This is a genomic window from Pararobbsia alpina, from assembly GCF_965118125.1.
GTDB lineage: Bacteria > Pseudomonadota > Gammaproteobacteria > Burkholderiales > Burkholderiaceae > Pararobbsia > Pararobbsia alpina_A.
In genome coordinates, this window is sequence record NZ_OZ221287.1 from 348,119 (window position 1) to 361,562 (window position 13,444).

The following is a 13,444-nucleotide window of genomic DNA, read 5'->3' on the forward strand; positions in this document are numbered from 1 at the left end:
GTTATTTGAGTCCGACGCCAAAGAATTGGGTAGGTCCGAACGGGTCGATCGCAAAGCCGGTGACATTCTTGCTGATCGGCTGATAGACGGTCGAGTGCGCGATCGGTGTGTAGGGCACCTGGTCCTTGAAGATCTCCTGCGCCTGCGTATAGAGCTTTGTGCGCGTGCCGACATCCGTGACCTCGCGCGCCTTGACGATCAGATCGTCGAACGGCTTGTGACACCAGCGCGAATAATTGCTGCCGTTGATCGCATCGCAGCCGAGCAGCACCGCGAGCCAGTTGTCCGGATCGCCATTGTCGCCTGTCCAGCCGATCAGCACAGCGTCGTGCTCGCCGGCCTGCGCACGCTTGATGTACTCGGCCCATTCGAAGGTCACGATCTTCGCATGCACGCCGATCTTTTCCCAGTCGGCCTGGATCATCTCGGCCATCAGCCGCGCGTTCGGATTGTACGGACGCTGCACCGGCATCGCCCAGAGGTTCACATCGAACCCGTTCGGGAAGCCTGCCTTGGCAAGCAATGCCTTGGCCTTGGCGGGGTCGAACCCGGGGTCCTTGAGGTCCTTGTCATAGGACCATTGCGTCGGCGGCATGGGGGCGGTCGCGAGCTGTCCGGCGCCCTGATAGACCGAGCTGATGATGGCCTTCTTGTCGATCGCCATATCGAGTGCGCGGCGCACGTCCACGTTGTCGAACGGCTTGTGCTGCGTGTTGTAGGCGAGGTAGCCGAGGTTGAAGCCGGCCTGGCTCGGCATCTGCAGATTGGTATCGGTCTTGATCGACTCGAGATCGGCCGGGCGCGGATACGACATGACCTGGCATTCGTTGCGCTTGAGCTTCTGCACGCGCACCGATGGATCGACCGTGATCGCAAAGATCAGCTTCGACACCTGGACGTCGGCGGGCTTCCAGTACTCGGGGTTGCCGTCGAAGCGGATGGTGGCGTCCTTGGTGTAGCTGCGGAAGATGAACGGCCCGGTGCCCACAGGTTTCTGATTGATCTCGGGCGCCTTGTTCGCCTTGAGCAGCTGGTCCGCGTATTCGGCGGACAGAATCGACACGAACGGCATGGCGAGGTCAGCCAGGAACGGTGCGTTGACCGCATTCAACGTGATGCGCACCGTATAGGGATCGGCCTTCTCGATCTTCGAGATGTTCTTGTCGAGGCCCATGTCCGTGAAGTACGGAAACTGAACCGGATACGCCTTGCGAAACGCGTTGTTCGGGTCGCGCATTCGGTCGAACGTGAAGAGGACGTCGTCGGCGTTGAAGTCGCGCGTCGGCTTGAAATACGGGGTGGTCTGGAACTTTACGCCGTGGCGCAGGTGGAACGTGTACGTCAGACCGTCGGGCGAGACGTCCCAGCTTTCTGCAAGACCGGGCTCGACCTTGGTGCCGCCCTTCGAGAATTCGACGAGCCGGTTATAGACGGTGTACGCCGATGCGGAGAACTCGACCGAGGTGGTGTATTGCGCGGGATCGAAGCCGGCCGGGCTACCCTCAGAGCAGAACACGAGCGTCTTGTCGGGGATCGCGGCGTGGGCTGCGGGCGCAGCGCTGATCATGACCGCGCAGGCCAGTGAAGCGGCGACAAGCGAAGCAGACGACATCGAAGCGGAGGCCATCGAAGCAGACGTCAGCGAAGCAGACGTCAGCGAAGTCACGCGGGACGAAGCACGACGAAGCGGAGCAGCGAGAAGGGCACGCACGCGGGGTAACGCGGGCACGCGACGCAAACGACCACGGATGAAGTTCATCAGGTCCTCTCTGAGCGGCGCGACGGGATCGACGCGGTGTGCCGATGTTACTGACGAACAAATTCACGAACAAGGCGAGAAATTGCGGATATTCGCGCGATGAACCGGTCGTTTTGTCTGGTTGGGAACGATATCGGGCAAATACTTCTTTGTGCCGAACGAGAGGGAGAGGGCAAGATCCGGCGAGGCCTTGTGAGTCTCGCTGAATCTTTGTCACGGCGTGCGGGGTATGGCCGTGAAGCGGGGCATTGAATGATGCTTTGATCGGATCGTCCGGTTCGCGCCGTTTGATCGGACCCATCAGGCCCATCGGCCCGATCAGGCCTTGTTCAGCCGCTCGTAAATGCTGCGGCTGGCGGCAGCCGAATTCAGCGTGTAGAAGTGCAGTCCCGGCACGCCCTGATCGAGCAGGCGCTGGCAGAGGTCCGTCACGACATCGATGCCGAACTCGCGAATCGATTCGCGATCGTCGCCGAACGCTTCAAGGCGCTTCGCAATCCAGCGCGGCACTTCGGCGCCGCACATATCCGAGAAGCGCATGAGTTGCGAATGGTTCGTGATCGGCATGATGCCCGGGGTGACGGGCACGTCGACGCCGAGCTTGCGCACATCGTCGACATAGCGGAAATACGCATCCGGGTTGAAGAAGTACTGCGTGATCGCGGCATCGGCACCGGCCTTGATCTTGCGCACGAAGGCATCGAGATCGTGCCTCGGCGAGCGCGCTTGCGGGTGGTACTCAGGATACGCAGCGACTTCGATACGGAACCAGTCCCCCGTCTCCGCGCGAATGAATTCGACGAGGTCCGATGCATAACGGAACTCGCCCATTTCACCCATGCCCGACGGCAGGTCGCCGCGCAACGCGACGATATGGCGGATATCGTGGTCCTGGTAGTGCTTGAGAATTTGCCGGATGCTGTCGCGTGTGGCACCGATGCACGACAAATGCGGCGCCGCCTCGAGCCCGTCGCGCTTCATTTCGACGACGAGATCGAGTGTGCCTTGCTGGGTCGAGCCGCCCGCGCCGAACGTGACCGAAACGAATTTCGGGTTCAGCGTGGCGAGCTCTGCACGCGTCGCGCGCAGTTTCTCGAGCCCGTCCGCCGTCTTGGGCGGAAAGAATTCAAACGAAAGTTCGCAGGAAGCCATAGAGCCTCGATCAGTACCAGCGTGTTACGCCGTGGCGATGACCGAAAACGATCGCGGTGAGGATCCAGGAAATGATGCTGTAGAGGACAGAGCCAAACAACGCGGCCCAGAAGCCATCCACTTCGAATCCCTTGACGAACCATGCCGCGAGCTGGAACAGCAGCGCGTTGATCACGAGCAGGAACAAGCCGAGCGTGAGGATCGTCACGGGCAGCGTCAGGATCACGAGGATCGGCCGCAGCAGCGCGTTGATCAACCCCAGCACGATGGCGATCACAAGCGCAGTGCCAAAGCTGCGAATGTGAATCGACGGGATCACATAGGTCACTGCGAGCAAGGCCACTGCATTCAACAGCCAGGTCACGATCAGATGCATCGCCGCTCCTTTCGGTCAGTCGATAAACGAACGCGCCGGACCGTCAACCGGTCCGACGCGCAACAAAGATACCGCGTTTGCCGTCGTCGCGTGGCGGCAGCCTCCGTGCAGGCCGGCAGTCGCGCGTCGACGACGACGTGATCCGTCACTGTCCGGCACACGCTTGCCACCTTCCGGCAGCGAGCGATGCGCCAAACGTAACCGGATCAGTAACGGTAATGGGTCGGCTTGAACGGACCGTTCTTGTCGACGCTGATGTAGCTTGCCTGTGCGTCGGTCAGCACGGTCAGCTCGGCGCCTACGCGGCCCAGATGCAGGCGCGCGACCTTTTCGTCGAGTTGCTTCGGCAGCACGTAGACCTTCTTCTCGTACTTGCCGCCATTGGCGAACAGTTCGATCTGCGCGAGCGTCTGGTTCGTGAACGAGTTCGACATCACGAACGACGGGTGACCCGTTGCGCAACCGAGGTTCACGAGGCGGCCTTCAGCCAGCAGGATGATGCGCTTGCCGTCGGGGAACTCGATGTGGTCGACTTGCGGCTTGATGTTTTCCCACGTGTACTGGCGCAGCGACGCGACGTTGATTTCCGAGTCGAAGTGACCGATGTTGCAGACGATGGCCTGATGGCGCATCTTCTTCATATGGTCGTGATCGATCACGTGGAAGTTGCCGGTTGCCGTGACGAAGATGTCGGCCTTGTCGGCCGCGTAGTCCATCGTGACGACGCGATAGCCTTCCATCGCAGCTTGCAGTGCGCAGATCGGGTCAATTTCCGTGACCCACACCGTCGCGCCGAGACCGCGCAGCGATTGTGCGCAGCCCTTGCCCACGTCACCGTAGCCAGCGACGACCGCGACCTTGCCGGCGATCATCACGTCGGTGGCACGCTTGATGCCGTCGACGAGCGACTCGCGGCAGCCGTACAGGTTGTCGAACTTCGACTTCGTGACCGAGTCGTTGACGTTGAATGCCGGGAACGGCAGCTTGCCGTCCTTTTCGAACTGATACAGACGATGCACGCCGGTCGTGGTTTCTTCGGTCACGCCCTTGATTTCCTTGAGGCGCTTCGAGTACCAGTTTGCGTCCTTGTCGAGGTGCGCGGCGATCGACTTGTACAGCGCCGTTTCCTCTTCGTTGGTCGGCTTTGCGATCACCGAGCGGTCCGTTTCGGCCTTCGTGCCGAGGATCAGCAGCAGCGTCGCGTCGCCGCCGTCGTCGAGAATCATGTTGGCTTGTTCGCCATTCGGCCATTCGAAGATGCGATGGCTGAATTCCCAGTATTCGTCGAGGCTTTCACCCTTGAAAGCGAACACCGGCGTGCCGTTCGCAGCGATCGCGGCGGCAGCGTGGTCCTGCGTCGAGAAGATGTTGCACGACGCCCAGCGCACTTGTGCGCCGAGGGCTTCGAGCGTCTGGATCAGCACGGCCGTCTGCATCGTCATGTGCAGCGAACCGGCAATGCGTGCGCCCTTGAGCGGCTGGCTGGCCTTGTACTCTTCGCGCGTCGCCATCAGGCCCGGCATTTCGGACTCGGCGATCTTGAGTTCTTTCTTGCCCCAGTCGGCGAGCGACAGATCGGCAATGACGTAATCTTGGGAATCGATAACAGCGGCGTTCATCACGCCCTCCTTTCTAAAAAAGACCTAGAAATTAAAGACGTGAGCGCCGTTCAGGACGAAGTCGCAATGCGGTTCTTCGGTGAAATTCCGAGCCTGGCGGATAGGGTCCGTCGCAACGCTCCTCGGAAGGTGGCGTGGATTGTAGCAAAGATGCGCGAGGAGGGCGCGTGAAGATTCTGTGCCAGCGCGAGGGCCAGGGCCGCGTGACATGCGCCGATTGACTTAAACTTACCGCCAACATTCCGCATCGGAATGGCCGTCCGGAGATCGATCGTATGGAGCTGCGCGCGCTGCGCTATTTCGTTGAAGTGGTCCGGCAACAGAGCTTTACGCTTGCGGCGGAGACGCTGAGCGTCACGCAGCCGACCATCAGCAAAATGGTCAAGTCGCTCGAGGAAGAAATCGGCACGCCGCTGCTCTTGCGCGAAGGGCGGCAGCTCGTGCTGACCGACGCGGGCCGCATCGTCGCGCAACGCGGCCAGGACGTGCTCGCCGCGCACGCGCAGCTGCGCGCCGAACTGAACGATCTCGAGTCGCTTGGCCGCGGAGAACTCCGGATCGGCATTCCTCCGATGGGCGGCACGTTGTTCACACCCGCCATTGCAGCGTTTCGTCAGCGTTATCCGAAGATCGAGCTCAAGTTGTTCGAGCACGGGTCACGCGCCATCGAAGCGGCGCTGCTCGAGGGCGATCTCGAACTCGGCGCGGTGCTGCTGCCCGTCGATGAAGCGGTGTTCGGGCTTTTGCCCGTGAGCCATCACAGGTTGTGGCTCGTTGCCCCCGCCAATTCGCGCTGGCGCGGCGCGCAAAGCGTGCCGCTCGGCAAGCTCGCCGACGAGTCGTTCGTGTTCTATGGCGAGAGTCTTGCGCTCAACGATATCGTCATGCGTGCGTGCCGCGATGCCGGCTTTACGCCGTCGATCGTCGGGCGCAGCGGTCACTGGGACTTCATCACCGCGCTCGTCGGCGCGGGTGTGGGCATTGCGCTGCTGCCCGAACCGTACTGCCGGCCGCTTGATCCGGAACGCTACACGCTCGTGCCCGTTGTCGACCCGGTGATCGCGTGGGATATGGCGATTGCCTGGCGCAAGGATGGCTACCTGTCGCACGCGGCACGCGCCTGGCTTGACGTGGCGCGTTCATTGCCGCGCGACGACAGTGCGGGCGGCGCGTCCGCCGATCTGTGGCTCGGCGGCGCACGCGCGGGTACGGCGCGCAAGGCGTAGTGCGTTCGATGCGGTGTGCGCGTCCGGATGCGGGCGCGATGGCCATCGCACTTTCAAGCGATGTGACAGGGTGCGAATCGATGCCACGTGCGCCGATGTTGCATGCGTTGGCGTCCTATGCCTCGGCCGTCATCTCGCTGCGTGCCGACACCGTTCGCTGGGCGCCGACGATCTTTTCGACCGCGCGCTCTGCGATCATGATCGTGGGCGCATTCGTGTTTCCGCCGACCAGCGTCGGCATGATCGACGCATCGATCACGCGCAGTCCCTCGACACCGCGTACACGCAGATCGGGGTCGACCACCGCACCGGCATCGCTGCCCATGCGGCACGTGCCGACCGGGTGATAGATCGTCTCCGCGCTCGAACGGATCGCGGCCATCAGCTCGGCATCGGTGTGCAGCGCGTGCGTGCGCAGTTCCTTGCCGCCATGTTCTGCCAGCGCGGGCGCTTCAAGAATGCGCCGGGCCGCCTTGACGCCTCGCAACAGCGCGCTGGCATCGTACGGATCGTTCAGAAAGCCCGGATCAATGACAGGTGCCTCGCGTGTATCGCCGCTCGCGATCCCGACACTGCCTCGGCTGCGCGGCCGCAATACGCAGACATGCAGCGAGTAACCCGCACCATAGTGCAGCCGCCTCCCGTGTTCGTCGACGAGCGCGACACAGAAATGGAACTGCACGTCGGGACGTGCCTCGGACGGATCGGTTTTGATAAAGCCGCCCGCCTCGGCGATATTGCTGGCGAACAATCCGCGGCGTTCGCGACGGTACATCGCAAAGCGGCGCAGCCAGTCAGGTGCGCTACCGACGGTCAGCGCCACGGTGTCGCGATCACCCGGCAGCTTCTTCTGGAACGTGAAGTCGAGATGGTCCTGCAGGTTTGCACCGACGCCGGGTGCGTCGTGGACGACTTCAATGCCCTTTTCGCGCAGCGCCACGGCCGGCCCCACGCCCGAGCACATCAGCAGTTGCGGCGAGCCGAATGCGCCGCTGCACACGATGACCTCGGCGCGTGCGCGCAAGGTTTCGATTCGCCCGTCGCGCGCGATTTCGACGCCGGTCGCACGGCGATGTTCGAACAAGACGCGTAACGCATGAGCCTGCGTGATCACATGCAGATTGTGTCGTCGGCGCGAATGGAGATACGCACGCGCCGCGTTCCACCGTTCGCCGTCGCGCTGCGTGACCTGGTAGATGCCGACGCCTTCCTGCGTCTCGCCGTTGAAATCGTCGTTGCGCACATAGCCGGCCTGCACGCCTGCTTCGACAAAGCGATGCGAAAACACATTCACGTCGCGCAGATCCGAAACGATCAGCGGGCCGTCCGCACCGTGATATGCGTTTGCGCCACGTACATTTGCCTCGGCTCTCCTGAAGTACGGAAGCACGTCGGACCATCCCCAACCCGGACAGCCCGCGGCTTTCCAGTCGTCATAGTCGCCCGGGTGGCCGCGCGTATAGACCATTGCATTGATCGAACTGCTGCCGCCCAGGCCTCGGCCACGCGGTTGCCACGTCTGACGACCATCCAGCGCGGCCTGATGCGTGGTCCGAAACATCCAGTTGTAGCGTGTGCGTCGTGCGACCAGTGCGGCGATGCCGATCGGCGTGCGGATCAGCACGCTGTCGTCGGATGGGCCCGCTTCGAGCAGCGCGATGGTGGCATGCGGACACGCATCGGCAAGTCGCGCGGCAAGCGTGCAGCCCGCCGAGCCGGCTCCCACCACCAGATAGTCGTACGTTGTCGGTGCTGCGTCGGGGTTCGTCACGTCTGTCTCCCTGCGTCGCGAATCGCGACGCCTTGTTGGTGCACGCAAGCTTAGATGCGCATTTTTTTGGTAGGTAGCCCGCTTGCCAGCGAATCCTTGTCCTGAATTCAACGGTGCTGAGCATTCTTGTGCATTCATCCCGCGCAGGCATGCGGATAAACCCGCGCGCGGGACCGAACCCGCGCTCTAATTCACCGGCAGCGTTTGGCCGCTCACCCTTCTATGATGAGAGGCCGGACTTGGGGGATGGGTAGGCGTACCGCTGTATGTGGGTGCAGGGTTTGACGCTGGTATGCCATTGACGATTGGTATCCCATTGCAACGATTCGAGCTGATGCAAGCCGCTGCAAGCGATGTGTGTTTTGAACAGGCGCATGATCAAAACACACGTCGTCGCACGATGCGCGTTGAATCGCTGCTGTGTCCGCATGGCGCACAGACATTCAAGCACTGACGCAAGCGTGCGCAACAGGCGGTGCGATTCACGGGAAGGCGCGTCGCGTCGCGGTGTCGTCCGGCGGCCATGTGAAATCGCAAGTCTGCTTGCGTCACTGGCGCTTGCGCGAGCGCGATCTATCGACGATGCTGGACATATCGCCCGTCGTTCCGGCATCGATCGACATCGCAAGGAGCCACTGGAGTCATGGACTGGACTACTCACGAAGTCACCAATCAGGTCCCGCCGCTCGTCGACTACAACCTGTTCGAAACGGACGTCGCACTCGCCGCAGCCGTCGAGCGCGACGGCGCGGGGTGGCATCGCGAAGCGCTGCACGCGATGGGCGCGCGGCTCGGCAGCGGCGATGTGCAGGTGCTGGCCGAGCTCGCCAACCGTCACACGCCGGAGCTGTTCACGCATACGGCGCAGGGTCGCCGCCTCGACGCGATCGAGTTTCATCCGAGCTGGCATGCGTTGCTGGCCCTGTTACGCGATGAGGGGCTTCACGCGCTGCCGTTCTCGGATCCGGCCGAAGGCGCGATGAGCGCACGCGCGGCAGGGTATTTCCTGCACGCACAGATCGAGTCGGGCACCTTGTGTCCGACGACCATGACGTTCGCGAGCATTCCGGTGCTGCAGCGTGAGACGTCGCTATTCGAGCCGCTGCGCGAGAAGCTGTTTTCCCGCGATCATGACCCGCGAGATCTCCCGCTTGCGCAGAAAAGCTCGATGCTGGTCGGCATGGGCATGACCGAGAAGCAGGGCGGTTCCGACGTGCGCAGCAATCAGACACGGGCGATGCCGATCGAGGCCGGCTATACCGGACGCGGCGCGGCGTATCGTCTGACGGGGCACAAGTGGTTCTTCTCGGTGCCGCAAGCCGACGCGCATCTGGTGCTCGCACGGCCCGAGGGCGATATCGGGCTGTCGTGTTTCTACGTGCCGCGCTATACACCCGATGGCAAGCGCAACGCTGTGCGTGTCCAGCGCCTCAAGGAGAAACTCGGCAACCGCTCGAATGCGAGCAGCGAAGTCGAGTTCCAGGACGCATGGGGTGTGCTGATCGGCGAGGAAGGCCGCGGCATTCCGACGATCATCGAAATGGCCAACTACACGCGGCTCGACTGCGTGATTGGCAGTGCGGCGCTGATGCGTGCCGCGCTCGTGCAGGCGATTCATCACGCCCGGCACCGCAGCGCATTCGGACGCCTGCTCGCGGACCAGCCGCTGATGCAGAACGTGCTCGCCGATCTCGCGATCGAAAGCGAGGCCGCGACGCTGTTGATGATGCGGCTCGCCCGCGCCTACGATTCGCCGCCGGATGCGATGACGCCGCTCGACCGCGGGTGGCAACGGATCGTGACGCCGGCCGCGAAATTCTGGGTTTGCAAGCGCGCGCTCGAATTCACGGGCGAGGCGATGGAGGTGTGGGGTGGCAACGGCTATGTCGAGGAAGGCCCCATGGCGCGCTTTTATCGCGAAGCGCCGGTCAATTCGATCTGGGAAGGCTCGGGCAACGTGATGTGCCTCGACGTGCTGCGCGCGATCGAACGGGAATCCGAAGCCGCGGCCGCCTTGCTCGAAGATTGGCGTGATACCGTGAGCGGCGCCCGAGGCCTGCAAAGCGCGCTCGAAGAGCTCCGCAAGATGCTCGCCTTGCCGCCTGAACAGCGTGAAGCGTCGGCGCGCCGTATCGCGCAAACGCTTGTCCTCGTGGCGCAAGGCGTGTTGATGGTGCGACAAAGCGATCCGGCCAGCGCGGACGCATTTGCCGCGACTCGACTCGCGGATGGCGCCGGTCATAGCGGGCGCGTCTATGGCACGCTGCCGTCGTCCGATGTGATCTGGCATCGCCAGGTCGTATTGCGCGCGCTGCCCGAGCTCGTTAACGAGTTTGCGATCTGACCGCCACGTGCAGGCCCCGGGCGGTGGACGGCCCGCAGTGACGCAGCGACGTCCGTAACGGGGTCATGCGTCGACGGCACGTGGCGTCCGCCGGCGCTGACCGGATGTTCGCAGGAATGCATAACAAGGCCCGTACGAGATTGAATGAAGCCATGGGGGAGCCGACATAACAATGAAGAACGATCTCGATCCGAAGCTGGGCATCGAATCCCTGTTTCGCGCGCAGCAAACCGCTTTTGCGCGCGCGCCGATGCCCGATTGGGACACGCGCGCGCGACACCTGCGCGCACTCGATGCGATGCTGTTGTCGAACCGCGAAGCGATCACGCAAGCCATCCACGCGGACTTCGGCAATCGTGCGGCGAACGAGACGGACCTCGCGGACATGCTGGGCTCGCACCTCGGTATTCGTCACGCGCTGCGCCACGGCCGGCGGTGGATGAAGCCTCAGCGCCGGAGTTCCGGCATGCTGCTCGCCCCCGCTCGCGCGAAACTCGTGCCGCAGCCCGTCGGTGTCGTCGGCATCGTGGTGCCGTGGAATTACCCGCTGTTTCTCGCGGTGGGTCCGCTGACCGGTGCGCTGGCCGCCGGCAATCGCGTGATGATCAAGCCGTCCGAATTCACGCCGCGATTCGGCGAACTGTTTGCGCAGCTGATCGCGAAGACCTTCGCACCCGACCATGTGACGGTCGTCAATGGCGAAGTCGACGTCGCGCGTGCGTTCACGTCGCTGCCGTTCGATCATCTGCTTTACACGGGTTCGACCGGTGTCGGCCGTCAGGTGATGCGTGCGGCGGCGGAGAATCTCACGCCGGTGACGCTCGAGCTCGGCGGAAAGTCTCCCGCGTTGATCGGGCCCAACGCGCGGTTCGACGAAGCCGTCGACGCGGTCGTGTCGGGCAAGCTGTTCAACGCCGGGCAAACCTGCGTCGCGCCCGACTATGTGCTCGTGCCTCGCGGACGTGCGCAGGCATTCATCGACCGGGCGGGTGCGCTGACCCGGAAGATGTACCCCGGTTTTTCGAGCAATACCGACTACACGTCGATCATCTCGACAAGCCATCTGGAGCGGCTGCGTACGCTAGCGGTCGATGCGGCATCGCGCGGCGCGACCCTGCACGCGCTGACGGACGATGCTTCATCGAACCAAGGCGATTCGCCAACGCGGCGCTTCGCACCGCTGATCGTCACCGGTGCACCCGACGACACGGCGATCATGCGCGAGGAGATCTTCGGCCCGCTGCTGCCGCTCGTCGAATACGACACCTTCGACGAAGCGCTCACCTATATCAACGCGCGGCCCAGGCCGCTCGCGATGTATCTGTTCGAGACTGATCGCGCGAAGATCGACGCCGCGCTTGCGCGCACGCATGCGGGCGGTGTGACCGTCAACGACACGCTGCTGCACGTTGCCTGCGACGATTTGCCGTTCGGCGGGATCGGACCGAGCGGCATCGGCGCCTATCACGGGGTCGACGGGTTCAGGACCTTCACGCACATGAAGCCGGTCCTGATCCAGTCGCGCTTCAATCTGCGCGCCCTGGTGCGGCCGCCGTATGGGAAACGTGTTGCCGCAGTCGTGAAGATGTTCTTGCGCTGAGCCGAGCTACGCAATCTCGCGCCTGTCGGGACGCAGGCGGTGCGGCGCAATCCTTACGATCGCTTCGATCGCCGGCCGTGAAGCGCTCCATGGATCGGCTGGATTCGACGAGGGCTGTGAAGATAAAAAAACGCCTGACCGGCGCAAACCTGTCAGGCGTTCTTGTTTCGAGCGGAGCGGAGAAGGACGCGATGGCCCTCCCCGCACCGCTGTCGCGCTTACGCGCCGACAGCCGACGGCTCGATGTTTGCGGCTTCCGCGAGTGCAGCGGCCTTGTCGGTCGCTTCCCACGTGAATTCCGGCTCTTCGCGGCCGAAGTGACCGTAAGCTGCCGTCTTTTGATAGATCGGACGCAGCAGGTCGAGCATCTGGACGATGCCCTTCGGACGCAGGTCGAAGTGGCTTTGCACGAGCTCGGTGATCACCGAGTCAGGCACGCGGCCCGTGCCGAACGTGTTGACCATGACCGACGTCGGACGTGCGACACCGATCGCGTACGACACTTGAATCAGCGCGCGGCTTGCGAGACCGGCCGCGACGATGTTCTTCGCGACATAACGGCCAGCGTACGCAGCCGAGCGGTCGACCTTCGACGGATCCTTGCCCGAGAACGCGCCGCCGCCGTGCGGTGCTGCGCCGCCGTACGTATCGACGATGATCTTGCGGCCCGTCAGGCCGCAGTCGCCTTGCGGACCGCCGATCACGAAACGACCGGTCGGGTTCACGAGGAACTTGATGTCGCCCTTGATCAGTTCCTTGGGCAACACGGGCTTGATGACTTCTTCGATCACGGCTTCGCGCAGTTGCGCGAGTTCGATTTCCGGTGCGTGCTGCGTCGAGAGCACGACGGTGTCGATGCTGTGAGCCTTGCCGTCGACGTAACGGATCGTGACTTGCGACTTCGCATCCGGACGCAGCCAGGGCAGACGGCCATCGCGGCGCAGGTCGGCCTGACGCTCGACGAGGCGGTGCGACAGGTAGATCGGCAGCGGCATCAGCTCAGGCGTTTCATCGCATGCGTAGCCGAACATCAGGCCCTGGTCGCCGGCGCCCTGATCGAGGTTGTTGTCGTGAGCACGGTCGACGCCCTGGGCGATGTCCGGCGATTGCTTGTCGTAAGCGACGAGCACCGCGCAGCCCTTATAGTCGATACCGTAGTCCGTGTTGTCGTAGCCGATACGCTTGATCGTGTCGCGAGCGACCTGAATGTAGTCGACATTCGCGGTCGTCGTGATTTCGCCGGCGAGCACAACGAGACCCGTGTTGCACAGCGTTTCCGCTGCAACGCGTGAATATTTGTCTTGCGCGAGAATCGCGTCGAGGATCGCGTCGGAAATCTGGTCGGCAACCTTATCGGGGTGGCCTTCAGAAACGGATTCGGAGGTGAACAGGTAGTCGTTCGCCACTTCGCATACTCCTTTATTAATCGGTACGTGACCGGAAAAACTCTTTACTGGCGCCTTCACGTAGCCGACTCCGGGGACGAAGCGGCGACGCTTTAGCGGAATTTTTTGCCGGATAACTGGTATCCGGCACTCGCCCCGCAAGTTGTCCATTAACTCGGCGAAGCCCGTATTATAGCGGCTTCGTTTTTTTG

General features: G+C 62.9%; 9 protein-coding genes and 1 riboswitch. Of the genes, 3 read left to right on the forward strand and 6 right to left on the reverse strand.

Annotated elements, in window-relative coordinates; all coding sequences use genetic code 11:
* Position 1: 1 nt before the first annotated feature.
* The 4 genes from ACMFWR_RS01450 to ahcY all read right to left on the reverse strand — a co-directional run bounded on the left by ACMFWR_RS01450 (position 2) and on the right by ahcY (position 4,906).
* Positions 2-1,567: an ABC transporter substrate-binding protein gene (locus ACMFWR_RS01450; protein WP_413194728.1), complete on the reverse strand. Its 1,566-nt coding sequence runs from the start codon at positions 1,565-1,567 to the stop codon at positions 2-4.
* 510 nt (positions 1,568-2,077) lie between these two features.
* A complete protein-coding gene (gene metF, locus ACMFWR_RS01455; RefSeq protein WP_413193285.1) occupies positions 2,078-2,911 on the reverse strand; it encodes a methylenetetrahydrofolate reductase [NAD(P)H] in 834 nt (277 codons plus the stop codon).
* Positions 2,912-2,921: 10 nt separating this feature from the next.
* Positions 2,922-3,287, reverse strand: a complete 366-nt coding sequence (locus tag ACMFWR_RS01460; RefSeq protein ID WP_413193286.1) for a phage holin family protein — start codon at positions 3,285-3,287, stop codon at positions 2,922-2,924.
* A gap of 206 nt (positions 3,288-3,493) precedes the next feature.
* Positions 3,494-4,906 (reverse strand): adenosylhomocysteinase, encoded by a 1,413-nt coding sequence (gene ahcY, locus ACMFWR_RS01465; RefSeq protein ID WP_413193287.1) that lies wholly within the window; start codon positions 4,904-4,906, stop codon positions 3,494-3,496.
* Between the two features lie 34 nt (positions 4,907-4,940).
* Positions 4,941-5,036, reverse strand: a riboswitch (S-adenosyl-L-homocysteine riboswitch).
* Positions 5,037-5,181: 145 nt separating this feature from the next.
* Between ahcY and ACMFWR_RS01470 the strand changes: the two genes are divergently transcribed.
* Positions 5,182-6,132 (forward strand): LysR substrate-binding domain-containing protein, encoded by a 951-nt coding sequence (locus ACMFWR_RS01470; RefSeq protein ID WP_413193288.1) that lies wholly within the window; start codon positions 5,182-5,184, stop codon positions 6,130-6,132.
* Between the two features lie 115 nt (positions 6,133-6,247).
* Here ACMFWR_RS01470 and ACMFWR_RS01475 read toward each other — a convergent pair whose 3' ends face one another.
* Positions 6,248-7,903, reverse strand: coding sequence for a GMC family oxidoreductase (locus tag ACMFWR_RS01475; RefSeq protein WP_413193289.1), 1,656 nt, complete (start codon positions 7,901-7,903; stop codon positions 6,248-6,250).
* A 643-nt stretch (positions 7,904-8,546) separates the two neighbouring features.
* Here ACMFWR_RS01475 and ACMFWR_RS01480 point away from each other — a divergent pair.
* The gene (locus tag ACMFWR_RS01480; RefSeq protein WP_413193290.1) at positions 8,547-10,247 is read left to right on the forward strand and encodes an isovaleryl-CoA dehydrogenase; all 1,701 of its coding nucleotides are present in this window, start codon (positions 8,547-8,549) and stop codon (positions 10,245-10,247) included.
* A gap of 172 nt (positions 10,248-10,419) precedes the next feature.
* Entirely contained in the window at positions 10,420-11,847 is a 1,428-nt protein-coding gene (locus ACMFWR_RS01485; RefSeq protein WP_413193291.1) for a coniferyl aldehyde dehydrogenase, read from the forward strand.
* Positions 11,848-12,065: 218 nt separating this feature from the next.
* Here the strand turns inward: ACMFWR_RS01485 and metK are convergent, their stop codons facing one another.
* Entirely contained in the window at positions 12,066-13,253 is a 1,188-nt protein-coding gene (gene metK / locus ACMFWR_RS01490; protein WP_413193292.1) for a methionine adenosyltransferase, read from the reverse strand.
* Between the last annotated feature and the right edge of the window lie 191 nt (positions 13,254-13,444).